Annotated in this window: 20 protein-coding genes; 13 read left to right on the top strand and 7 right to left on the bottom strand. The window is 48.7% G+C overall.

Going from position 1 to position 20,524, the window contains the following annotated elements; all coding sequences use genetic code 11:
* Positions 1–58: 58 nt before the first annotated feature.
* Both Q3O60_RS04075 and soxR read right to left on the bottom strand, forming a co-directional pair.
* On the bottom strand, positions 59–418 hold the full coding sequence (locus Q3O60_RS04075; RefSeq protein ID WP_305892624.1) for an MmcQ/YjbR family DNA-binding protein: 360 nt from the start codon (positions 416–418) through the stop codon (positions 59–61).
* A gap of 131 nt (positions 419–549) precedes the next feature.
* Positions 550–1,029: a redox-sensitive transcriptional activator SoxR gene (soxR, locus tag Q3O60_RS04070; protein WP_305892654.1), complete on the bottom strand. Its 480-nt coding sequence runs from the start codon at positions 1,027–1,029 to the stop codon at positions 550–552.
* Between the two features lie 102 nt (positions 1,030–1,131).
* Here soxR and Q3O60_RS04065 point away from each other — a divergent pair, with 102 nt between their 5' ends.
* The 10 genes from Q3O60_RS04065 to Q3O60_RS04020 all read left to right on the top strand — a co-directional run bounded on the left by Q3O60_RS04065 (position 1,132) and on the right by Q3O60_RS04020 (position 8,395).
* Positions 1,132–1,587 (top strand): VOC family protein, encoded by a 456-nt coding sequence (locus tag Q3O60_RS04065; RefSeq protein WP_305892623.1) that lies wholly within the window; start codon positions 1,132–1,134, stop codon positions 1,585–1,587.
* On the top strand, positions 1,587–2,153 hold the full coding sequence (locus Q3O60_RS04060; protein WP_305892622.1) for a flavodoxin family protein: 567 nt from the start codon (positions 1,587–1,589) through the stop codon (positions 2,151–2,153). Before Q3O60_RS04065 ends, Q3O60_RS04060 begins: the two co-directional genes overlap by 1 nt.
* Before the next feature lie 138 nt (positions 2,154–2,291).
* Positions 2,292–3,056 (top strand): PhzF family phenazine biosynthesis protein, encoded by a 765-nt coding sequence (locus Q3O60_RS04055; protein WP_305892653.1) that lies wholly within the window; start codon positions 2,292–2,294, stop codon positions 3,054–3,056.
* 66 nt (positions 3,057–3,122) lie between these two features.
* The gene (locus Q3O60_RS04050) at positions 3,123–4,385 is read left to right on the top strand and encodes an FAD-dependent oxidoreductase (RefSeq protein ID WP_305892621.1); all 1,263 of its coding nucleotides are present in this window, start codon (positions 3,123–3,125) and stop codon (positions 4,383–4,385) included.
* Positions 4,386–4,477: 92 nt separating this feature from the next.
* Complete coding sequence (locus Q3O60_RS04045; RefSeq protein WP_305892620.1) at positions 4,478–4,750, top strand: hypothetical protein; 273 nt, start codon at positions 4,478–4,480, stop codon at positions 4,748–4,750.
* 54 nt (positions 4,751–4,804) lie between these two features.
* Positions 4,805–5,209, top strand: coding sequence for a GFA family protein (locus Q3O60_RS04040; protein ID WP_305892619.1), 405 nt, complete (start codon positions 4,805–4,807; stop codon positions 5,207–5,209).
* Positions 5,210–5,268: 59 nt separating this feature from the next.
* Positions 5,269–5,418 (top strand): hypothetical protein, encoded by a 150-nt coding sequence (locus Q3O60_RS04035; protein WP_305892618.1) that lies wholly within the window; start codon positions 5,269–5,271, stop codon positions 5,416–5,418.
* A 27-nt stretch (positions 5,419–5,445) separates the two neighbouring features.
* Positions 5,446–7,128, top strand: coding sequence for a carbon starvation CstA family protein (locus Q3O60_RS04030; RefSeq protein WP_305892617.1), 1,683 nt, complete (start codon positions 5,446–5,448; stop codon positions 7,126–7,128).
* Positions 7,125–7,397, top strand: a complete 273-nt coding sequence (locus Q3O60_RS04025; protein ID WP_305892616.1) for a cory-CC-star protein — start codon at positions 7,125–7,127, stop codon at positions 7,395–7,397. Before Q3O60_RS04030 ends, Q3O60_RS04025 begins: the two co-directional genes overlap by 4 nt.
* Positions 7,388–8,395, top strand: a complete 1,008-nt coding sequence (locus Q3O60_RS04020) for an ArsA family ATPase (protein WP_305892615.1) — start codon at positions 7,388–7,390, stop codon at positions 8,393–8,395. Before Q3O60_RS04025 ends, Q3O60_RS04020 begins: the two co-directional genes overlap by 10 nt.
* 28 nt (positions 8,396–8,423) lie before the next feature.
* Here Q3O60_RS04020 and Q3O60_RS04015 read toward each other — a convergent pair whose 3' ends face one another.
* A complete protein-coding gene (locus Q3O60_RS04015) occupies positions 8,424–10,484 on the bottom strand; it encodes a patatin-like phospholipase family protein (protein WP_305892614.1) in 2,061 nt (686 codons plus the stop codon).
* Between the two features lie 259 nt (positions 10,485–10,743).
* Positions 10,744–12,024, bottom strand: a complete 1,281-nt coding sequence (locus Q3O60_RS04010; protein WP_305892613.1) for a GGDEF domain-containing response regulator — start codon at positions 12,022–12,024, stop codon at positions 10,744–10,746.
* 221 nt (positions 12,025–12,245) lie between these two features.
* Between Q3O60_RS04010 and Q3O60_RS04005 the strand changes: the two genes are divergently transcribed.
* From Q3O60_RS04005 to Q3O60_RS03995, 3 genes are read left to right on the top strand one after another with little or no spacing between them, the layout of a single operon-like run.
* A complete protein-coding gene (locus Q3O60_RS04005) occupies positions 12,246–13,625 on the top strand; it encodes an amidohydrolase family protein (protein ID WP_305892612.1) in 1,380 nt (459 codons plus the stop codon).
* A 2-nt stretch (positions 13,626–13,627) separates the two neighbouring features.
* Positions 13,628–14,128 carry a gamma-glutamylcyclotransferase family protein gene (locus Q3O60_RS04000; RefSeq protein ID WP_305892611.1) on the top strand — a complete coding sequence of 167 codons (501 nt, stop codon included), beginning with the start codon at positions 13,628–13,630 and terminating at the stop codon, positions 14,126–14,128.
* 29 nt (positions 14,129–14,157) lie between these two features.
* Positions 14,158–14,289, top strand: coding sequence for a hypothetical protein (locus Q3O60_RS03995; RefSeq protein ID WP_305892610.1), 132 nt, complete (start codon positions 14,158–14,160; stop codon positions 14,287–14,289).
* On the opposite strand, the gene Q3O60_RS03990 is transcribed toward Q3O60_RS03995, so the two are convergent.
* The 3 genes from Q3O60_RS03990 to Q3O60_RS03980 all read right to left on the bottom strand — a co-directional run bounded on the left by Q3O60_RS03990 (position 14,290) and on the right by Q3O60_RS03980 (position 20,171).
* Entirely contained in the window at positions 14,290–16,824 is a 2,535-nt protein-coding gene (locus Q3O60_RS03990; RefSeq protein WP_305892652.1) for a chemotaxis protein CheB, read from the bottom strand.
* Positions 16,825–16,883: 59 nt separating this feature from the next.
* Positions 16,884–17,528 (bottom strand): PAS domain-containing protein, encoded by a 645-nt coding sequence (locus Q3O60_RS03985; protein WP_305892609.1) that lies wholly within the window; start codon positions 17,526–17,528, stop codon positions 16,884–16,886.
* A gap of 171 nt (positions 17,529–17,699) precedes the next feature.
* Positions 17,700–20,171 carry an EAL domain-containing protein gene (locus Q3O60_RS03980; protein WP_305892608.1) on the bottom strand — a complete coding sequence of 824 codons (2,472 nt, stop codon included), beginning with the start codon at positions 20,169–20,171 and terminating at the stop codon, positions 17,700–17,702.
* Positions 20,172–20,524 lie beyond the last annotated feature (353 nt).

Raw genomic sequence — 20,524 nt, 5'->3', positions numbered from 1 at the left:
AAAGTACTTTGTTACTGCATGGTTCTGGCCGTTCATTTCATCGTACTTCAGCGTGAGTTTACTGGGATCCTATTTCTTTTTGCTTCGACTTACTTAAACCCGCCACCACCAACTGGTAGGACTCAGATAAATAATACCTGAGCTCTTCATCCAGCGGGCCTGCTGTATCCGTTTGTTGGATCCACTTCATGCCGCGATTGGCAAAGTAGGGGGCGGGGATATAGCCATCTTTTTGGCAAAGGAATTCATAGTTCAGCTCTGAGGTTTTAAAGGTATAAGCTGGCTGTTGAGCTTTGCTCCAGCCGCCAATCGCAAACACCTTACCAGCCACTTTCCAGACGTGGGAGTTCCCCCATTGCATCACATAGCTGGTTGCAGGAAAAGCACCGCAAAATTGATTAAACTCGTCGTAGGTCATGTCTTTATAATCCTTGGGCTGTATTGTTTCAGCCGTCAGTTTATCTTTTAGCCTGGGATCTGTTCAGTAAAGAACAGTGGCATGCGAATGGCAAGCCTAAGTCTTCCTGCAGCGAAAGCCGCCAACAGAATTTAATCGCTGGCTTCAGGTTTTTTGGCCAATGCCTCTTGCTCTGCCTGATCCAGGATCACCGGGCCGCTGCCTGAGGCTGCCAGTGTATCGTCTGGGTTGTAAAGCGGGCATTTGGCCATGCTAAGGCAGCCGCAGCCGATGCAGCCGGTCAGGTTGTTGCGCAGTGTTTGCAAGTAGGCAATGCGGCCATCCAGCATGCGTTGCCAGTTTTTGGAAAGCAGCTGCCAGTCTTCCAGCGTTGGGGTACGGTTATTGGGTAAGGATAAGAAAGCCTGCTTAATCTCCTCCAGGCTGACGCCGACTTTCTGCGCTGCTTTGATCACCGAAATCCGCCGCAGCACTTCTGGTTTGTAGCGCCGTTGATTGCCGGCATTACGCCAGCTTTGGATCAGGCCTTGTTGCTCGTAAAAATGCAGCGTACTGACTTTTACCCCACAACGTTTTGCCACCACACCGACACTCCAGATAGCTTCTGTCATCATTTGCTCCTGAATTTTTTCAGCTTTTTTTTCAAAAAACACTTTACCTCAATCATTGTTGAGGTTTTAACCTGACGGTCGACTTAATGCAAGGAGACTTTTATGTACTTAGAACATGTGAACCTGGTGGTGACTGATATCGATGCCATGCTGAAATTTTACCGGGCAGCTTTTCCGCATTGGCGGGTACGGGATAAGGGCTACGGCGATTGGTATGGCAAGCCACGAAAATGGCTGCACTTTGGCGATGATTATCATTATCTGGCACTAAGCGATAACGGCGAAGGCGGAAACCGTGAACTGGAAGGCCATAGCGTCGGGTTGGCACATTTTGCTTATGTTACTGCTAATCTTGATGCCGTGATTGCCCGGTTAAATAACGCTGGTTATGCCATTGCCAAAGCGGGCTCTACGGAGCCATTTCGTAAAAACGTCTACTTTATCGACCCGGCTGGTTTTGAAGTGGAGTTTGTGGAGTATCTGAGTGATATGCCGGCCGAGCGCAATCTAAATCGGGAAATGAATTTGCAACACGCACAGCAGCAGGAGGTGATGTAATGAAAGTTGCTGTTGTTTTTCATTCCGCTACAGGTAGTACTAAGCAGCTAGCCCAGACTATTGCTGAGGGGGCAGCACAGCAGCCTGGTGTGGAAGTGATTCAGGCTGAAATTGTTGGTGCAGATATTGTGGAAGGGCGTTTTCGCAATACCGGGTTGCTGCAGCAATTAACCAGTGCTGATGCGCTGGTGTTTGGTTCGCCCACCTATATGGGCTCTGTTTCGGCCCAATTTAAAGCTTTTGCCGATGCCACAGGCGAGCTATGGGCCGAAAAAGTATGGGCTGATAAAATTGCCGCAGGCTTTACCATTGGGGTAAATCTAAGTGGCGATCAGTTAAGTACCATCCAGTACCTGCAAGTCTTCGCCAGCCAGCATGGCATGCTGTGGGCCAGTCTGGATCTGCCTGGTGGCTACGATGCAGAGCAGCGCAATCGGCTGGGGGCACAATCGGGTTTAATTGCTCAATCGGCGGATGGCAAGGTGCACGAAACGGATTTACGTACAGCGTACTATCTGGGGCAGCGGGTTGCTGGCCTGGTAAAACAATTTGCCGCCAGCCACTAGCGGGCTTAAAAATTAACTTCAGTAGTTTTTATCCAATAATTACAGTATGGTACAGATTTTAACGCAAGCTGAAGGCACTGAGCGTTCCTCTTAGCTATCGTTTTACTCTGCCAACAACTCAATCAAGGATGGTGCTGTATCAACGCTTCTATTTACGATGTTTTCTGCAATAACGCTGCTGATAAACCTGCCTCTGGCAACCCTTGTGCTGTGGTAGTGCTGGAGCATTGGCTAAGTGATGCTGAATTGCTGGCAATGGCTCAGCAGCTGGCACAGCCAGTGACGTCTTTTGTCGTGTCAAATACTGACGGGCACTTTGTGCGCTGGTTTACCGTGGTTGCTGAAATCAACCTGTGCGGCCATGGCAGCTTAGCCGCAGGTGCTGCTTTGCTCAGTCGCTTTCAGCGAAACGAGGTCTTGTTGCAAAGTAGCCATGGTAATGTGGTTATAACCGAGCAAACCGGATGCTATCAAATCAGGCTGCCAACCTGGCAAGCTCAGCCTTGTAGCATTACGCCTTTCCTAAAAGCACTGGGGCTTGCGCCGGTGGATGTGTTTAGCACCAGGGATTTAGTGGTGGTGCTGGGATCCGGGCAGGCGGTGAGGGACTTTCAGCCAGATCTGGCGCTGATTGAACAAATGAACGACTTCCATGCACTGATCCTGACAGCCCAAAGTGCTGCAGGCGAGTACGTGCTACGTTATTTTACGCCAAAATCGGGGATTGCCGAAGATGTAGCAACAGGGTCGGCGCAGTGTTCTTTGGCACCCTATTGGTTTGATAAACTAGGCAAAACCTCACTGCAGGCGCACCAGCTTTCCAGTGCTGGTGGTTTTTTTAAGATTGAAAAAGAGTCGGCTGAAGCAATTCTGATCCGCGCACTGGTGAAAGAACGCGTATAGGCTATACACCCTTGCTTGTGGTATTTTGGTGCTGGGCATACATTCAATATGCAAGGAACAAAAGCGATGGCTGAGCATGAGAATACCTGTTCCATAGCGGTGATTGGCAGCGGTATGGCTGGGTTGGCGGCGGCGTATCGGGCGCGCCGTGCTGGCCACGATGTCACTGTGTTTGAAGCTCAGGATAGCCACGGTATGGATGCTCACTCGCTAACGGTTGATGGTGGCCTGGTGGATGTGCCGTTGCGCGTCATGAGCCCTGCAAGCTGGCCCAGCGTATTGCAATTGGCCAAAGAAGTTGGCGTGGCTACTTTCGATGTTCGTACCTTTACTTCCTGCAGTTGGAGCAACCGCCATACCTGGTTTCGTAGTGGCGAACTACCGTTGCTGGGCTGGCCTTTCGTTGGCTCCTGGCGCTACCTGAACAGTAAGGCTTTGCGTATAGGCCTGGGTATCTGGCAACTGCAGCGATTGACCCGCAAGCTTGAACATAACAATACCAATGCAGCGACCGATGCCACGCTGGGCGAATTACTGCAGCAGCATAATTTTGATCGGTTGTTCTGGCGAGGGCTAGTGCTGCCTATCCTGACGACTATTTGCACTTGCGAAGAAAAACACCTGTTGCAGTGGCCAGCGGCGCAATTGCTGTTATTGCTGCATGGCATTCTTCATCATGGTGGACTCTGCCGTCTGAAGGGCGGTACTCCGGCGCTGGTAAAAGAGCTGACCAAAGATTTGCCTTTGTATAGCGGTAGCCCGGTGGTACAAGTTGAAGAAAATGAGCATGGGGTGCAGGTGTATAACAAACGCGGTGAAGGTGGCATGTTCGATCGGGCAATAGTAGCGACACAAGCCAATCAGTTGAGCTTTCTGGATGATAAGCAATTTGCCGGTGAAAAGGCCATGCTGGGCACCATTGGCTTCGACTCGGGCGAGCTCTGGGTGCATCAGGACGAACGTTTTATGCCTTTACACAAACAGGACTGGACTGCACTGAATTTTCAGATGGATAAGGCACTGGAGCGAAATATGTTCACTGTCTGGGTGAACGAGGTCGAGCCCACCATGAAGGGCAAAACGTCGGTGTTTCAAACCTGGAACCCATTGTTTGAGCCGGCAGCGGACACCGTCATCGCCCGGGTACCGCTTGATCGCGCTGTGGTGCACTCTGGTACGGCCCGGGTGCATGAAGCACTTGGCCAATGGCATCGCCAACCTGGGCGTAAAGTATTCTTTTGTGGCTCCTGGGCCTATGAAGGTGTGCCGTTGCTGGAATCGGCCGTGCGCTCTGCCAATGCGGTGGTAGACGCTATCAACATGCCCTGAGTATTGATAGTGGCATTCGAGGTGTATATTGCGATGATCGGTTCAATTTGGTGGTATAGTTTTGTCATACCACATCAGAGTAAGGCTGCAGTATGCAACTGGACAAAGCAAAAAAACGCATCGCAAAACAAGTGAATAAAGGGTTTGATGGTTACCCGCAAATTACCTTGGCGTATTTTGGTACTACCGCCGATTGCGCCACCGAGGTGGTGGTGGGCTTTATTGCCGAGGAAGGCGCGGAAGTCCAGGAGCAGCGCTTTACCAGTAGCAGTGGTGATGTGCGCCAGGATGAAGCCATTCAGTCCGTGTTGGTAAAAATCATCGAGCGCGCCAATGCCCGGACTGTCACAGAAATAGTGCAGTAATGCCTGACTGATGGGCCGGTAGCCATTTTAGTAATATTTATTACGAGGAAAACTATGTATCAGGGAAGTTGTCTGTGTGGCAAAGTGACTTTAGAGCTGCATGGGCCAATAGACGCTGTTATTCATTGCCATTGCTCAAAGTGTCGCAAAAGCAGTGGCACGGCTTATGCCACCAATGGTTTTGTCGCCAGCAAAGGTTTGTTGATTACTAGTGGGCAGGAGAGCGTCCGTTACTATGAAACCGCACCGGGTAAAAAGCGCCATTTTTGTGGTATTTGTGCATCGCCCATTTACAGCAGTAATGAACAGGCTCCAGACAGAGTGCGACTTCGACTTGGTATTTTAGATTCGGATATTTCGGAACGGCCACTATCGCACAATTTTGTCTCATCCCGAGCCAATTGGGATGATTTAGATGCTGAATTACCACGCTACGATGGCCACGAGCCGGGGCGATAGTGCGGAATTTGCTGACTTAATCTATCAGCCGATGGTATTTGAGTGCAACAAGCCTAACCATGATAACCATTAAACACTCACAAGACTTGGCTCTATTGCGCCGATTTGCCTTAGCGGCGCGGGGTTTTGTTGCAGGAGCACAGGCTTTTGATATATTCGCCCTTGGTCGAATACTTGCCATCGGCCAGCTGCTGTATCATGCTGGTTAAAGAAAAACTCCAGCCAGAGGTGGTTGCATGAATGCGGTCTTTTTAATGCTGATGGGGCTTGGTGCTATGGCGCTGGGCTATTTTGTTTACTCGAAGTTTATCTGCGAAAAGATTTTTAAAGTCGATCCCAACTTTCGAACTCCGGCGCACGAGCTGCAGGATGGGGTCGATTATGTGCCGACCAACAAATACATTCTGTGGGGCCATCATTTTACCTCAGTAGCTGGGGCTGCGCCGATACTTGGCCCTGCCATCGCCGTAATTTGGGGCTGGGTGCCGGCTTTTCTTTGGGTAGTGTTTGGTACTATTTTCTTTGCCGGAGTGCATGATGCTGGTGCCATCTGGGCGAGTAGTCGCAACAAAGCACGTTCTATAGGCGCTTTAACGGGGGATATTGTCGGTAATCGCGCCCGAAGTATTTTTATGATCGTGATATTTCTGGTGCTCTTGATGGTGAATGCGGTTTTTGCCGTGGTGATTGCCAATCAACTGATTAACTTCCCCAGTGCTCCATTGCCGGTGTGGGGGGCTATTGTGGTAGCACTGATTATCGGCCAGTTGATATATCGTAAAGTTATTGGCCTGCTGATGGTTACGGTATTAGGTGTTTCTGCGTTATACGCCATGATTTATCTTGGCCCTATGTTGCCGTTCTCCTTGCCAGCAGAAACCATGCTTGGTTTGTCGGATCGCCAAAGCTGGATTGTGCTGTTGTTTGTCTACGCTGCGATTGCGTCTTTGCTGCCTGTGTGGGTGTTGCTGCAACCACGCGATTACATCAATGGTATTCAATTGTTTATTGGTTTGGGCTTATTGTATGGCGCGGTGTTGATTGCCAGCCCGGATGTGGTGGCGCCTGCCTTTAATACCGAGGTGCCAGAAGGCACACCTTCACTTATTCCTTTGTTGTTTGTCACCATTGCCTGTGGCGCTATTTCTGGCTTTCATGGCTTGGTTGCCAGTGGTACCACCTCCAAACAACTGGATAAAGAGCCTGATGTACGTTTTGTAGGTTATTTTGGCGCGGTTGGGGAAGGTGCGCTAGCGCTAGCTGCCATTATTGCGGTAAGCGCAGGCTTTGCTACCCTGGCGGATTGGCAAGCCATTTACCACAATTTTGGTGAGGGTGGAGTGGCCGCTTTTATTCGCGGTGGCGCCAATATTCTGCAGCAAGGGTTGGGGCTTGATACGGTGATGGCACAGACTCTGCTTACGGTGATGGTGGTACTTTTTGCTGGTACCACCATGGATACAGGCCTGCGCTTGCAGCGTTATATCTTTCAGGAGTGGGGCAGCATTTATCGTATCGGCTGGATGCAAAAAACCTTACCCGCTACTTTGCTGGCTGTAGGCTGCTGCTTGTTGCTGGCTTTTGGCGCTGGTGGCGATGGAGCAGGTGGTATGCTGATTTGGCCACTATTTGGTACCACCAATCAATTGCTTGCGGGGTTAACGCTACTGGTTATTACCGTGATGCTGGTCAAGTTGGGACGGCCGATGTGGTACACACTTGCACCCTTATTGTTCCTACTTTGCATGACCACGTTGGGACTACTTATTCAGCTAAAGAGCTTTTACGACAACGAAGACTGGTTCCTGTTTACGCTGGATATCATTATTTTGGCGGCTGCTATTTTGGTGATTTTGGAGTCAAGCTCGGCTTTAACCAAACAAATTAAAGCCAATAAAGCCGTGGTAGACAAATCATGAAACTGGATGCGATTAAAGCTTGGTTTCGCCAAGCCAGCTTTTATGCCGAAGAGGCGTACCATGCACCTTATCGCTCGGCCATTGCCCGAGCACAGCGCGAGCAGGACGATCTTTTTATGCTACTGGTGTTCTCAGAAATGATGGGAGTTCCTAACCCGGCCAGTTACTACACGCTGGAGCTACAACCTATACTACTGGAGCGTTTTCATGATTGGCATCAACGTATGGGTATGGAGCACTCTCCGCTGGATCACTTTCGATGCTGTTAAAAGGGCAGCGCTTGCTGCTGATTGGTGGCAAAGGTGGGGTGGGTAAAACTACCGTTGCTTCGGCTTTGGCCGTGCTGGCTGCTCAACGAGGCAGCAAAGTACTGCTGGTATCGACCGATCCGGCCCATAGCATTTCGGATGCATTTGATCGTGCTCCCATAGGTGATCGCATCACCCGATTGGCTCCGAATCTCGATGCGCTGGAACTAGACCCTGATCGTGAAATCGAGCAGCATCTGGCCAAAGTCAGTGCCCAGTTAAAGCGGTTTACCCGGCCCGATATGTTTGCCGAAGTGGAGCGACAGATGCGGCTGACTCGTCAATCGCCCGGTGCGCAGGAGGCTGCTATGCTGGAGCGTATCGCAAACACCATAGAGCTTGGCCTCACTGACTATGATCTGCTGATTTTTGATACCGCACCAACCGGCCATACACTTCGCTTGCTGACTTTGCCAGAAGCTATGGCGGCTTGGACTCAAGGGTTGTTGCAAGCGAATCAACGTTCAGAAAAACTGGGCGGAGTGCTGCAACATTTAACCCCTAAAGCCGGGCGCGATCTGGATAACCCGATGGGTGACCCGAGTGAACATGCTACGGCTGGCATGGATGAGCGTAGCAAAGCCATTACCGAAACCTTATTGGCTCGTCAGCGTTTATTGCAACGCACCCGTGAAGTACTGTTGGATGACAAAAAATCAGCCCTACTGTTTGTACTGACTCCAGAAAAATTGCCTATTTTAGAAACTGCTCGGGCGGTAAAAAGTTTACAGCAAGAAAAACTTCCATTGGCTGGTTTAGTGGTTAATCGCATATTGCCTCTAAGCGCTGATGGTGCTTTTTTGGCGCAGCGTCGTGAGCAGGAACAACTTCATCTTAAGCAAATTGCTCAGGAGTTTGGCAAATTGCCGCGTTATCCACTGGCGCTGCAAGCCACCGATATTTATGGCTTGCCAGCATTGCAACACATGGCTGCAATGCTGGAAGCCACTGGCATTTGATGAAGACAAGAGCAGGCCGGCCTGGCCATCATGTTTTTAGCTTAGCCAGATCATGGCTAAAACCACCAACAAAAAAGCGATTGATATTGCGAACCAGAGGCAGGCGCTTGGTCATGGGTAGCCTGCGTTCACGTAAACAATAGCTGCCATAGTTCTGGCCATTTCTGCTAATGTCCGGGCCGGCGATCACACCGCTGTGTTTGTTTAAAATCTGCCGTACTTCTCCGACCGGAAGTTTTACTTCTTGTGCAATCACTTCTGCAGTTCGGACATGATATTTCGTGGTAGCGAGCGCCGCAATAACCTGACGTTCATCCTCTGTGAGCTGATCCGCTTCCCCCCAGTCCTTCAGTTGATCGCGTTTGAGTAAATCCTGCAGCATGGCATAAAAAATCATGTCTCTAATGGTAGAATCCTGAGTTCTTAAGCCGAGTTTAAGGTACCAGCGGGTGATACGGGCATCTGATGAATCGATGAGGCGGCTTTTCAGGGTTTTATAACGTGTAAATGCCTGATCAGCAAGTTGCTCAACCACCGAGACCGGTATACGGGGCCACTCGGGTACACTGGGCATGATGGCAGCGTCACCCACCAGCGGTATGATGGGAAGAAATTCTGCTGGCTTGTTTTTGGCATCGGTATCGGTAAAACGAAAGGATTTAGCACAGTCTTGGTAGCCTTTGGCAACCACCTGGTAGGCTTCGGGTAAAGCAAAATGTTGTTTTAAAAAACGATAGCAATTGAGCCGGCCTAGTTGATAATCGTGGTGGCGAAAGCTTTCATCCAGAAAACCACCGAAACCACCAGTGAGGCCACAGGCTATGGCGTGTACTTCGGGTTTTTCATCTTTCCCTCGTTGTTGTGATGAAGTTGCATCACTGCGATAACGAATAGGCGCCAGCAGGTAGCGGCTGTACACACTTTCATCTAAGGCGGCGATAGCTTCATCAGGCTTGCAACGTGCTTGGTTTTTTAGCGTGGGAAGCAGTTGCTTGAGGATGCTAAGGACTGAGTTATCGCCATCAAAATCGGGAAATGCTGCACTTTCAGGGAAGGGGTCAACCATAATGACTGCTCGGTCGACCGGATTGGTTTTGGTGTCTTTACGAGCATTTGGTTTCGGTGGTTTTTTCATCAGAGCCCAGCGGGTTAGCTCAAAAGGTTCGTTATCCAGCATACCGCCATCAACCCCGGTATAGCTCATGCTGAATTGTTCTTCTTCGTCCAGTTCAGGTTGTAGCGGATACAAGGTGGTACCACTGTCTATCGGCCACCGGCGATGTTGATAGTCTGCTAGTATGGGTATGTCGTAATTGATGGCTGCCAAGCCGATGGGGAAAGCACCAGACAGCAGGGCTGCATTGGCGTAATGCTGCCAGTTTGGGTCTTTCTCCGAGAGATGATTGAGTTGATGCAGATTTTTAATCGATAACGTGACATGCCGGCTCGACTCGGCCCACGCCGATGGTGCTGATGTTGCACCCAAACCTTCCAGCATAAAGTGGGCCCTATCGGCATGCAATGTCATGGGGTAGCCGGTGCCAAGCTCGCCAGAAAATCGAACCAAATAAGGGATGCCGCGTAAGTTGGTATGGCTGAAGAACAAGTGTAGCTTCTCGGCAATGTATGGTTTGGGTGCTTGTTCCGCATCTAAGTGGCAAAACGATTTTTGCACAATGTGGTCAAGCAGCGTGCTGTCCAGTGCAGAGCGAGCCGGTTGATCGGATTCGAGATCATTTTGGTTGAGTAAGGCCTGATTTAAAATAGAGGAGTCTTCAATAAATCGGGGGTATCGTACCCAGGCATCGTACATACGTGGCAAGGTGCAATGTGGGTGTTGGCGGCTAAAACCAGATGCGAGCAAAGGAAAAGCGAGGGCTCCGGTGAGCGCTCCGGCTGATGCTCCACTGATGACAGAAATAACCACCTGATGATCGGGGACCACTTTTTTGCTGTCGGTATTTTTGCGTTTTTCCTCCTCCCAGCATTCCAGTGCGAAAAGTAGAAAGTCAATGGCACCAGCGGTGTAAGCACCTGCCGAAATGGCTCCCGCCATGGTTAAACCGATTTGAAACTGTTTGTCCGACATGAATGGTCTCCTGAACACGTAGCAAAGCTACCTGAGCCAGAGCAATCCAGAAGAAACAATAGTCTAGCAGGATCAGCCCTGATCAGGTCACATAACGTAGGGGGTATCATGGCACCCACAATGCCCAGACCACAGAACCGCTTACATCCCAGGCGCAAACTTATTGTTAAGAAAATGATAGCAGTACGGCGTTCTGACTGCAATGCCAAACCGTTTGTTTCTTGAGCACTTTTTAGTGGTCATGTTGCGCTTGTTAAACTCATTCTACTAAGGCTACCACCTGATTACGGCCATTTTGTTTGGCTTGATACAGCGCTTTATCTGCTCGGGCAAATACTTCATCAAAATACTCTTGTTGAGCTGGGTTTAAGCTGGCTGCACCTACACTCACAGTAGTGATTATGTTCTCCGGTTTTAATTGTTGCAGGGTTTGACACAGTAAAGCCGCTTTGTGACGGGCAGGTTCAAGTTCAGTTTGATTTAATAGCACCACAAACTCTTCGCCACCAAAACGAGCCACATAATCATCGTCGTTAAATTGTTGGCGCAGTGCTTCGGCAAGGCACTTGAGTACGTTATCGCCGGTTTGATGGCCATATTGATCGTTAATCTGCTTAAAATGGTCGATATCGATGACTAACACCGACAATGGCAGATGATTACGGTACGCCTCAGCAAAGCGGCGCTTGGCAACTTCGCCCATAAAATGACGATTGTACAACCCAGTTAAGTGGTCTTTAGTCGCTAACTCAAGCAACCGTTGTCGTTCACGAGTCAGTTGCTCGACCAATCGATTGGATGAAATCAAATTATTGATGCGGGCAAATAGCTCTTCATCCAGCACTGGCTTCGAAATGTAATCATTGGCACCGGATTGCAATGCCTGAATACGACGATTGATACTTTCCAAACTGGTGACTGCCAAAATGGGGGTTTGTTGGAAGCGGGTTTCAGAGCGGAGTTGCTTGATAAAATCAATACCGGTTTCGTTTGCTTGTAATACGATGTCAGTCATGATCAATTCGTACTTGTTGTGCTGCAATAGGTGGTGTGCTTCTGCAATGGAGAAAGCATGATCCATTTGCAAACCGAGACGCTTTAGTTTGGCATCGGTGGCATTGGCTACCGTTAAGCTATCTTCCAGATACAAAGCCTTGCCACTGATGTTGTAACGAAAGGGGCCTAGTGGGATCAACGTATGTAAGGCTTCTTCAAGCCGTGGTAGGTCATCTTTACGGATAATATCCGTGGCACCAGCTGTCAGAGCAGAAGAGAGCAGCTCCGGGTTAGACTCGGAGGTGACAATAAAAATAGGAACTTCATTATTGATGCTCCCTTGCCTGATATGCTGACAAAACTCGATACCGGTCAAGTCGGGTAAATACATAGCAACACAGACAAACTGATGATGATGTTCACGCATGGCACGAAAACCGGCCGTGGCTGAGTCGACAAAGGTCATATCAAAATCGTAGGTGTCCAGCATCCGCGAAAGAATGCGCTGGTAGGTTGGGCTGGGTTCAATGATGAGTGCGCGCATATAAAGCCTTTATAATGCTGTTTTAATCGGTACGGTTATCTTAAGTCTATAGCAAGATCAGAGGTGTGAGAAAAAAGTGAGAGATTTTCTTTATTCTTCTGTTTCTGCCTTATGTACTGCTGGTCGCAACCTTTGGCATATTGGCGGCAGCTTTGTTGCGAAAGCCTGTCTGGCTGACCATACTGGCTGCACATATAGTGAAATTTTTAAGGAGCCTGATTATGTTGCGCACTCGTTTGTTTGCTAGTTTGCTGTTGTTGGGGGGGCCATGGTTTGGTGCAGTTATGCTGTCCGCAGCTGAAGTGGATAGCCCAACGACTGACGAAATGGTGATCGTGTTTGATCAGGTGCATGTCTTACCGATGGACTCTGAGCGTATTTTGCGTAATCAGCGTGTGCTGGTGCAAGGCGATCGCATTATTGCGCTGGCTCCTGCTGATGAGCTGGCGATACCTGATGGTGCCAAGCGGATAGCCGGTGAGGGCCGTTATTTGTTACCAGGATTGGCTGAAATGCATGGCCATGTGCCGCCTACCGTCGATTTTAGTGGCATGCCCGCGCGCTATCTGGATGATGTATTATTGCTGTATCTTGCAGGGGGTGTCACCACTGTTCGTGGCATGCTTGGGCACGAGCATCAATTACGGTTAAAGGATGATATCGCCACAGGCAAACGCCTTGGCCCAACCTTGTATTTGGCTGGTCCCAGTTTTAATCAACATACGGTTACCTCGGTTGAGCAAGCAAGGGAGCGGGTGCAGCAGCACAAAGCCGAAGGCTGGGATTTATTAAAAATCCATCCCGGTTTAAGTCTTGAACACTACCGGGCTATTGCTAAGGAAGCACAAAAGCAGGGCATTGATTTTGCAGGTCATGTACCTGAAGACGTTGGCATTGAACAGGCTATACTGCTTGGCAGTCGTACCATTGATCACTTAGATGGCTACATGGCAGCGCTGGGAGGATTTGATACGCCCCTTACTAAGCAGGATATGGCTGCATTAGTAGCATTGACCAAAACGCATCAGGTCGCTGTGGTGCCTACTCAGGCGCTGTGGGAAACCATTATTGGTGCTGCCGATGCTGATAAACTGCAACATTATGATGAGCTAAAATACATGCCTGCGCGGGTCATTGCAGGCTGGGAACGCTATCTGGAGGCCGGCAGTGGGGCTTACTATACTGGCGAAACAGCGGCCATTCATGCCGAAAATCGTCAGCGCTTGCTTGGTGCTTTGTATCAGGCTGGCGTGACTATTTTAATGGGAACGGATGCGCCGCAGCTTTATAGCGTGCCAGGTTTGTCGCTGCGGCATGAGCTGCCGATGATGGCTGAGGCGGGCATGAGTTATTACGATATTTTGCGCAGTGGCACTGTATCGGTGGGCGAGTACTTTGCCGATAAAGATACCTTTGGTTTGGTGAAGGCCGGACATCGTGCCGATCTGCTGTTGGTGGATAATAATCCGTTGGAAGACTTGTCCGTATTGTATCAACCTGCAGGCGTGATGGTTCGGGGGCAGTGGCTCAGTCGATCCGAGCTGGAGACCAAATTGGCTGATATTGCAGCGGCGCGTAATGCCGAAAATAGGGGGCGCTAACTATGCTGTACTTTGCCTATGGCTCAAATATGTCGCTCGCGCGTCTGCGCCAACGGGTTCCCAGTGCAGAGCGTCTTGGTGTGTACCAGCTGCCGGGCTATCAATTACGTTTTCATAAAGCCAGTCTGGATGGCTCTGCCAAGTGCGATGCGCTTTATACCGGTGATGCCAGCCATCAGGTGTTAGGAGTCGTGTACAAAATGGATCCGGCTGAGCGGCCGGTTCTGGATAAAGCTGAGACTCTGGGAACCGGCTATAACGCTAAGCAAGTGGTGTTGCATCATGTAGACGGTCATAGTCTTGAAGCTTTGATCTATTATGCCATCCGTATTCGCGATGATGTCATTCCCTACGATTGGTACAAGCATCATGTGTTGGTGGGTGCTCGGGAAGTTCAGTTGCCTATGGCTTATATAAAAACCATTGAATCGGTGATTGCGATACCAGACCCGGATCGGCTGCGGGCCAGCCGTGAGTGGGCGATTCACGGTGCAGCTGGTTAAATTACAAAGTATTTTAAAGTGGACTGCGAATGAAAACACGGTTTTGGCTGCTAAAAAAGCGGCTTTGGGTTGGCGTGATTGCTTGGCTGTTTTGGCGAAGCGACCTGACTTTCCCATTGATTTTTAGTGGCGTGAGGTTGCACCCCAGCCATGCCCGGTAATTAGGAGCGAAGCGCGGCTTCGAGTTTTTTAGTTGCGCTGATATCGACCAGCGTAATCACGACCCCATCGATCACATTATCCAATCGCCGATACGGCATAATACGTATTGAAAACCAGCGGTCGTCATTGGTTGGAATTTGTTTTTCACTGAACTTCAGCGTTCGTAAGGTATCGATCGCGTCGTCATGCAACGACGGATACAACAGACTGCTGGTCAGATCGCTCAAGGGGCGGCCAAGATCGCTTTCACGCAGATTGATGATATTTGCAGCTTGCTCGGTATAGCGGCGAACATTCAGTTGTTGATCCAGAAAAAGAATGGCAATTTCTACACTGTTGAGCGTGTTTTGCAGGTCGCTCTGGGCTAAGGCGAGATCATCGAGCTTGGCTTGCAATTCAGTATTTATGGTTTGCAGCTCTTCATTCATCGACTGCATTTCTTCTTTTGAGGTCGTCAGTTCTTCGTTGGTCGATTGCAGTTCTTCATTGGTGGATTGCAACTCTTCATTGCTCGATTGCAGTTCTTCTTTTGAAGTGCGCGTTTCTTCACGCAAGGTCTGAATTTCATCAAGGTATTGTTTTTGTATTGCTTCCAGCGAGAAATCAATGCCAGCTGGGGGATGACTAAGATCTGTCGCTGAAACATCGCGAAATATAATCATGGTCATGCCCAGCAATGAAGCGGGTTCTTGCAATGCCTGCACAGTAACATCCACTTGCATTGCGTTGTCCCCGGTGGACAGTGGCAAGCGATGCAATTGCAAGGGCTTCGTTTCTGCAGCTGCTTGCTTCAATGCAAGTGACAACGGTGCCCGGAGCCCTTCGCGCACCATGGCATGAAAATTCCAATTGGCTTTACCCGCAGCAGGTTCGAGATACTTGCCGGTTCGTCCACTGATATACACAATATCACCCACACTGTTCAGGACCACTGCTGCAGGTGCATAGACCTGCAGCAATACCTGATCAGCGGCACTTTGTAAATTATCTGTTGGTTGGCTAGGTGTTTTGTTAGTAGGCACCGGGTGCTCCTTGGCTAGCATGGATAAGGGTGGAAACGAATGCACTGGCAGATGGCGGGTACTATGAGCCAGAGGCTCCTGACGTTGATAGAAACGCAGTTTTGCCTCCAGCGGCACAAATAAATCGTGGCTGCGACCGATGGTTTCTGAACTACCCAGAAGTAAGATGCCATTGCCGCGCAGGCTGTAGTGCATTAGTGGGAGTAACTTATGTTGCAGCTTAGCATCAAAATAGATCAGTAGGTTGCGACAGACAATTAAATCTTGTCGGGTGAATGGCGGATCGAGGATCACATCATGCTGAGCAAACAACACCATGTCGCGGATATGTTGTTTGATTTGGTAGTAGTTGTCATGGCGAATGAAAAACTGCTCAAGCTGCTGGGAGCTGATTTGCTCGGCCACGGCCAGTGGGTAGTGGCCGCGCCGCGCCTGAGCAATGGCATCAGGGCTTAGATCAGAAGCGAAAATCTTTAAGCTGAACTGCTGCAACTCAGGTTGACTTTCCTGCAGTTGACAAAATGTCATAGCCAGCGAGTAGGCTTCTTCACCGGTTGAGCAGCCGATACTCCAAGCGCGCAGAGCGGTTTCCCCCTTTTGTTGATGCAGCAGCATCGGTAGCGCGTTGTCGGCGAGATAGCGCCACACAGCAGCATCCCGGAAGAAATGCGTCACGCCAATCAAGAGCTCTTTAAACAGTAAATCATTTTCCTGAGGGTTGTCTGTGAGGAAATTGGCATAGTGCTGCATGGAGTCAAGTGAATGGATAGCCATGCGCCGTTCAATTCGCCGCTGCAGAGTACTGATTTTATACAGTGAGAAATCATGTCGGGTGTGATTTTGCAGCCGGTTAATAATCTGATGCAGTGCGCTTGTTGAAGCTGCGTCTGCTAACCCGGATTGTCTTGTGGTGCTATGCTGCGGTTGTTTGGTAGGAGCTGGCTCTGGTTTCTCCATCGACATCTGAGAGACGACCGCCAGAATCCGTACTGGCAATTCAGTCGAGTTGGCGATAATGTCAGCACAACTTGCGGCAATCGCAGACTCCGGCATCGAGCTAAATTGAGCAGAGTCAGGTTGTTGTACTGCCATCAGACCACCCGCAGCTTTAATCGCCTGCCCCCCGAGGGTACCGTCGTTCCCCATACCGGATAAAATTACGCCAATGGCGCCTTGACCGAGCGACTCTGCAAGTGAATGGAACAAGATATCCACCGGCAGACGTCTACCGCGTGGCTCGGTTGGTTTGGTAAGCTTTAACGCACCATGCTGCACTCTGAGTTCAGTATTGGGCGGGATCACATACACATGATTGGCACTGATAGCCATACCTTGTGTCGCTTCCTGCACTTCCATGGTAGTAAATCGCTGCAATAACTCTGGCAACAACGCTTTTTTGGTCGGGTCCAGATGTTGTACGATGATCCATGCCAGGCCAGTGTCTGATGGCGTATGCGACAAAAACTGATCCAGTGCTCCCAGACCACCAGCTGAAGCGCCAATGCCGACCATACCAGGTATTGATTGAACCGATTTTTTTTTCAGGGTTTCTTCAGTATTCACAACCTTGATCACAGTTCATCAGCAGCCAGCCGATGTTCTGAGGCATCGTCTGCTAGCATCAGCAAGATAGCTTTCTGATCTGGACTTAAGCTTATGGTCAGGCGCAGGTTGCATGGATCTGCAGAGTTGCCTGAGCCAGTGACAGCTGTGACAATCAGAGTCGCGTTTTGCTGGCTACGTTGCACCCTGGCCAGCGAGGCGCTCAGCATTGGCTGACAGTTAGCTGTCACGAGTGATTGCATAGAGATGCCGCAGAGTTGTCCGGTCTGATCATTCGTCAGATGAGCAAATAAACCTGCGGCGGCGGCGTTACAATCGGTGATGATGCCATTGAGATTAATGATAATACAGCCAATCGGAGACAGGTCGAAGAACTGCCGGTAGCATGCCAGTTGGTGGTTTGCATCGCTTTCATTGTGTTGTAATTGTTCCATTTGCAAATCTAGTTCTACCTGATAAGTTTGCAACTCATGCAATAATTTGAGTCCGTCGCTGGCGGTATTGGCCTCACTACTGAGTCGAAAAAGTGCACTCAATGCATCCGTGCTGGCTGTAAATACTGCGTTTAACTGAGTCGAACCTGTTTTGAGTTGCTGCTCAGCTTGCTGACGTAACTTGATGGTTAGGTCCCACGGTAGTATAGGATCAGACATGAAAACCTTTGGTAAATTTAAGGTATAGAAGAGTATAGGCTGAATCGTGGAAAGGTGACACTGATATCATAACCAGAAAAGGAATCTTTTCTTTAACAGGGTAGCTATTGTTTAGAAATCATCAGCAGGCGCTGGCCTGACTAGCGCTCCCATTGCAGAAAGCATTATCTGCTATTTGTGATAGTTGGTGTTTGTTTGCTCGTCCAGCTTTGTCGATTGAAACCATGCCGTTTTCGCAATGGATTCAGCTGGAAGTGGCTTGCTGAACAAATATCCTTGAAAGCGCTGGCAGCCAGATGCTTTCAGATAATCAAATTGATGCTTTGTTTCAACGCCTTCAGCGGTGGTTTCCAGACCTAAATCTTGAGCAAGGTGAATGATGGCTAGTACTAATTTATCCTGCTGTGAGTCATCAATACGCTGCACAAAGCTGCGATCAATTTTCAATTTGGTAACGGGAAACTTGTCCAGGTAGCTAAGTGAAGAGTAACCCGTGCCAAAATCATCCAATGCAATGCTAAATCCATGATTTGCAATATGATTGAGCTGATCAATAGCACTACTTCCAGCCTGAATCAAAATGCTTTCTGTAATTTCAACGATTAAACAGGAGTGAGGTAGTTGGTGTTGCTTCATGTGCTTGAGCAATTTGTTGGTTAATTCAGGGTCCAGTAAATCCTGAGCACTAAAATTTACATTTAGCTGAAGGTTAGGGTGTTGTTGCCGCCACACTTTTAATTGAGCCAGTCCAGTATCTAAAATTTGTTGTGTAAGGAAACTGATTAAGCCTTGTTCTTCGAGAATAGGAATAAATTGTGCGGGTGAAATAATACCTAACTCCTGATGGTGCCAACGGGCTAAAACTTCGAAACTCATCAGTTGCTTCTTTTCGGATAAAATGGCTTGGTAGGCGCAGCTAAATTGACGTTGAGTGATCGCTTGTCGAATGGTGTGAGTGAGCTGCATGCGCAGATCGATTTTATGTTGTTGCTCGGGATCATAAAAACGGTACTGGTGACCAGCTTTTTTCTTGGCCTCATACAATGCGGTGCTGGTATGTTGCATGATCTCTTCGACTTGTTTGTTGGCATCTGCAACCAAACATAAGCCAACACTGGCACTAAAATGAATGGAAACATCAAAGTTGGTTGATGTGTGCTCTAATCGAAGCAGCATTTGTTCGGTATACTGGGCCGCAAGCTCAAGCGTATTGATGTTCTGGCATAGTAACCAGAATTCGTCTCCATTTTCACGGTACAAACGGTCATCTTCTTTTAATAGCTGCGCCAGTTGCCAGGCAATCGTTTGTAGCACCAAATCTCCGGTAGCATGGCCATAAACATCATTGATCAAATGAAACTGGTCCAGATCCATCTTGATCAAACAAAACGGCAGCTGTTGCTTTAGCTTGTCCGTTAGGTCTCGTTTTAGCTGCCACAAGGTGGGGAGTGCCGTTAAAGTATCAATATGTTGAACCAGTTCGGGACGTTGAATAACGGCTCGTTTTTGTTGCTTTAGCAGCCTACTACGTTTCACTCTGGCTTCTACGGTCATGAGTAAACGCCATGGCGCAATTGGTTTTTGAATGAACTCGTCACCTGCCAGATTCACCGCTGCCATTTTTTCATCGGTATGGCTATCTGCCGACATAAACATCAAGGGGGTATCAGATAACTCGTGATTTTGCCGAATAATTTGTCCTAATTCTAACCCACTACAATCCGGCATATTGACATCAATAATGACCAATTCAGGATCTATTTTATACAATAGGTCAAAGGCTTGTTTAGCCTTGCTGGCAGTATATACTTTGTACCCGCCCATGCTGAGTGCTTGACGATAAAAGCGTAGTACATCGGCATCATCATCGACTAGTAAAATACGATAAGGATCGTTTTTACCAACATTCAGTAGTTTTTTTAAATGATTAATCAGTTGTGGTACATCCAACGGTTTATGCATGAAGTGGTTGCAGCCTGCTCTGGTAGCAGCCAAACGGGCATCAAAGTCGTTATCACCAGCTATAAGTATCAATGGTATATGTTTTCCGGGTTGCTTGCGGCTAGCTAGCCATGACTCCGTTGTGTTATTTTTTACAGTAATAAACGATAAATCGCAGATGATAGCGGCAGGTTGTTCGTGCTGAATTGTATGAACTAAATCAGCCATATCCGCTAAGCGGATAAGGTGGAATCCGCTATCACGTATACTATGATGGAGTTGCGACGTCGACGAACTATCTTGCTCAATGAGCAGTACCTTTTGCTGAATGCCGTTAAAAGGTGAAGGCTCAATGGCAGGCGATGTCCCACTTTGCTCCAGACTTTGGTAGGTTTCTTTTAAGCGCTCTAGTAGCTCAGTAAAGGCATTGTGCTCATTAATGCGTTGAGTCAGTTCATCATTAAAAGGTAAGTAGAGTAAATCCATGAGCTGTCTGGCGGTGTCAGTGATGTCCTGATAGCCATAAATCGCACCAGAGCCGGTAAGTTGATGGCTGAGGCGTTTTACCTCAATCCGTGCTTCCAAGTTGTTGTTTGCAATGTACTGTTGCCAATAATGCTGAAGTCGCTCACCTTTTTGCCTTAGATTGACACGGTAGCTTTGCTGCATGGCTTGCCATTTGCTTTCATCTCCAAGCGGCATAACAACTCCTTTTTAGTAAACAGCGCTTCAGTAATACATAGTTAGTACCTATTTTCAAAGAATAGCCTGTGATGTCGGCAAGCATGCAAACCTGTGACTGATAAAAACGTGATATTTTGTCGATTATGACATTTTTTGTTACCAGCACCTTTAGGTCCGGATAGCCGAAATGGTGGCGATGCATCATTGAAACGAGGTGTTTTGGCGAGCATTTGATTGGACCTGCCGGTAACTGGCAACGTTATGATGGTTATTATTATGATTTTTTGTTGGCTTCGCTCTGGCAAGGCTTTGTAGTGTAAGTCAATTACATCAAAGTAACGATTGGGAAAGATTTAATAAACCATTCCATG

Origin of the sequence: Alkalimonas collagenimarina (assembly GCF_030717845.1) — a bacterium.
Taxonomy (GTDB): domain Bacteria; phylum Pseudomonadota; class Gammaproteobacteria; order Enterobacterales; family Alteromonadaceae; genus Alkalimonas; species Alkalimonas collagenimarina.
This window is presented reverse-complemented; position numbering and strand designations above follow the sequence as displayed.

Excerpts from the sequence above, each read along its gene's own strand:
- Q3O60_RS04065 (WP_305892623.1), top strand. The coding sequence starts at position 1,132 with ATGTACTTAGAACATGTGAACCTGGTGGTGACTGATATCGATGCCATG.
- Q3O60_RS04060 (WP_305892622.1), top strand. The coding sequence starts at position 1,587 with ATGAAAGTTGCTGTTGTTTTTCATTCCGCTACAGGTAGTACTAAGCAG.
- Q3O60_RS03980 (WP_305892608.1), bottom strand. The coding sequence starts at position 20,171 with ATGCCGCTTGGAGATGAAAGCAAATGGCAAGCCATGCAGCAAAGCTAC.
- Q3O60_RS04035 (WP_305892618.1), top strand. The coding sequence starts at position 5,269 with ATGATAACCATTAAACACTCACAAGACTTGGCTCTATTGCGCCGATTT.
- Q3O60_RS03995 (WP_305892610.1), top strand. The coding sequence starts at position 14,158 with ATGAAAACACGGTTTTGGCTGCTAAAAAAGCGGCTTTGGGTTGGCGTG.
- Q3O60_RS04040 (WP_305892619.1), top strand. The coding sequence starts at position 4,805 with ATGTATCAGGGAAGTTGTCTGTGTGGCAAAGTGACTTTAGAGCTGCAT.
- Q3O60_RS04000 (WP_305892611.1), top strand. The coding sequence starts at position 13,628 with ATGCTGTACTTTGCCTATGGCTCAAATATGTCGCTCGCGCGTCTGCGC.
- Q3O60_RS04050 (WP_305892621.1), top strand. The coding sequence starts at position 3,123 with ATGGCTGAGCATGAGAATACCTGTTCCATAGCGGTGATTGGCAGCGGT.
- Q3O60_RS04010 (WP_305892613.1), bottom strand. The coding sequence starts at position 12,024 with ATGCGCGCACTCATCATTGAACCCAGCCCAACCTACCAGCGCATTCTT.
- Q3O60_RS04015 (WP_305892614.1), bottom strand. The coding sequence starts at position 10,484 with ATGTCGGACAAACAGTTTCAAATCGGTTTAACCATGGCGGGAGCCATT.
- Q3O60_RS04075 (WP_305892624.1), bottom strand. The coding sequence starts at position 418 with ATGACCTACGACGAGTTTAATCAATTTTGCGGTGCTTTTCCTGCAACC.
- Q3O60_RS03990 (WP_305892652.1), bottom strand. The coding sequence starts at position 16,824 with ATGGTCGGCATTGGCGCTTCAGCTGGTGGTCTGGGAGCACTGGATCAG.
- Q3O60_RS04005 (WP_305892612.1), top strand. The coding sequence starts at position 12,246 with ATGTTGCGCACTCGTTTGTTTGCTAGTTTGCTGTTGTTGGGGGGGCCA.
- Q3O60_RS04030 (WP_305892617.1), top strand. The coding sequence starts at position 5,446 with ATGAATGCGGTCTTTTTAATGCTGATGGGGCTTGGTGCTATGGCGCTG.
- Q3O60_RS04025 (WP_305892616.1), top strand. The coding sequence starts at position 7,125 with ATGAAACTGGATGCGATTAAAGCTTGGTTTCGCCAAGCCAGCTTTTAT.
- Q3O60_RS03985 (WP_305892609.1), bottom strand. The coding sequence starts at position 17,528 with ATGTCTGATCCTATACTACCGTGGGACCTAACCATCAAGTTACGTCAG.
- Q3O60_RS04045 (WP_305892620.1), top strand. The coding sequence starts at position 4,478 with ATGCAACTGGACAAAGCAAAAAAACGCATCGCAAAACAAGTGAATAAA.
- Q3O60_RS04020 (WP_305892615.1), top strand. The coding sequence starts at position 7,388 with ATGCTGTTAAAAGGGCAGCGCTTGCTGCTGATTGGTGGCAAAGGTGGG.
- soxR (WP_305892654.1), bottom strand. The coding sequence starts at position 1,029 with ATGACAGAAGCTATCTGGAGTGTCGGTGTGGTGGCAAAACGTTGTGGG.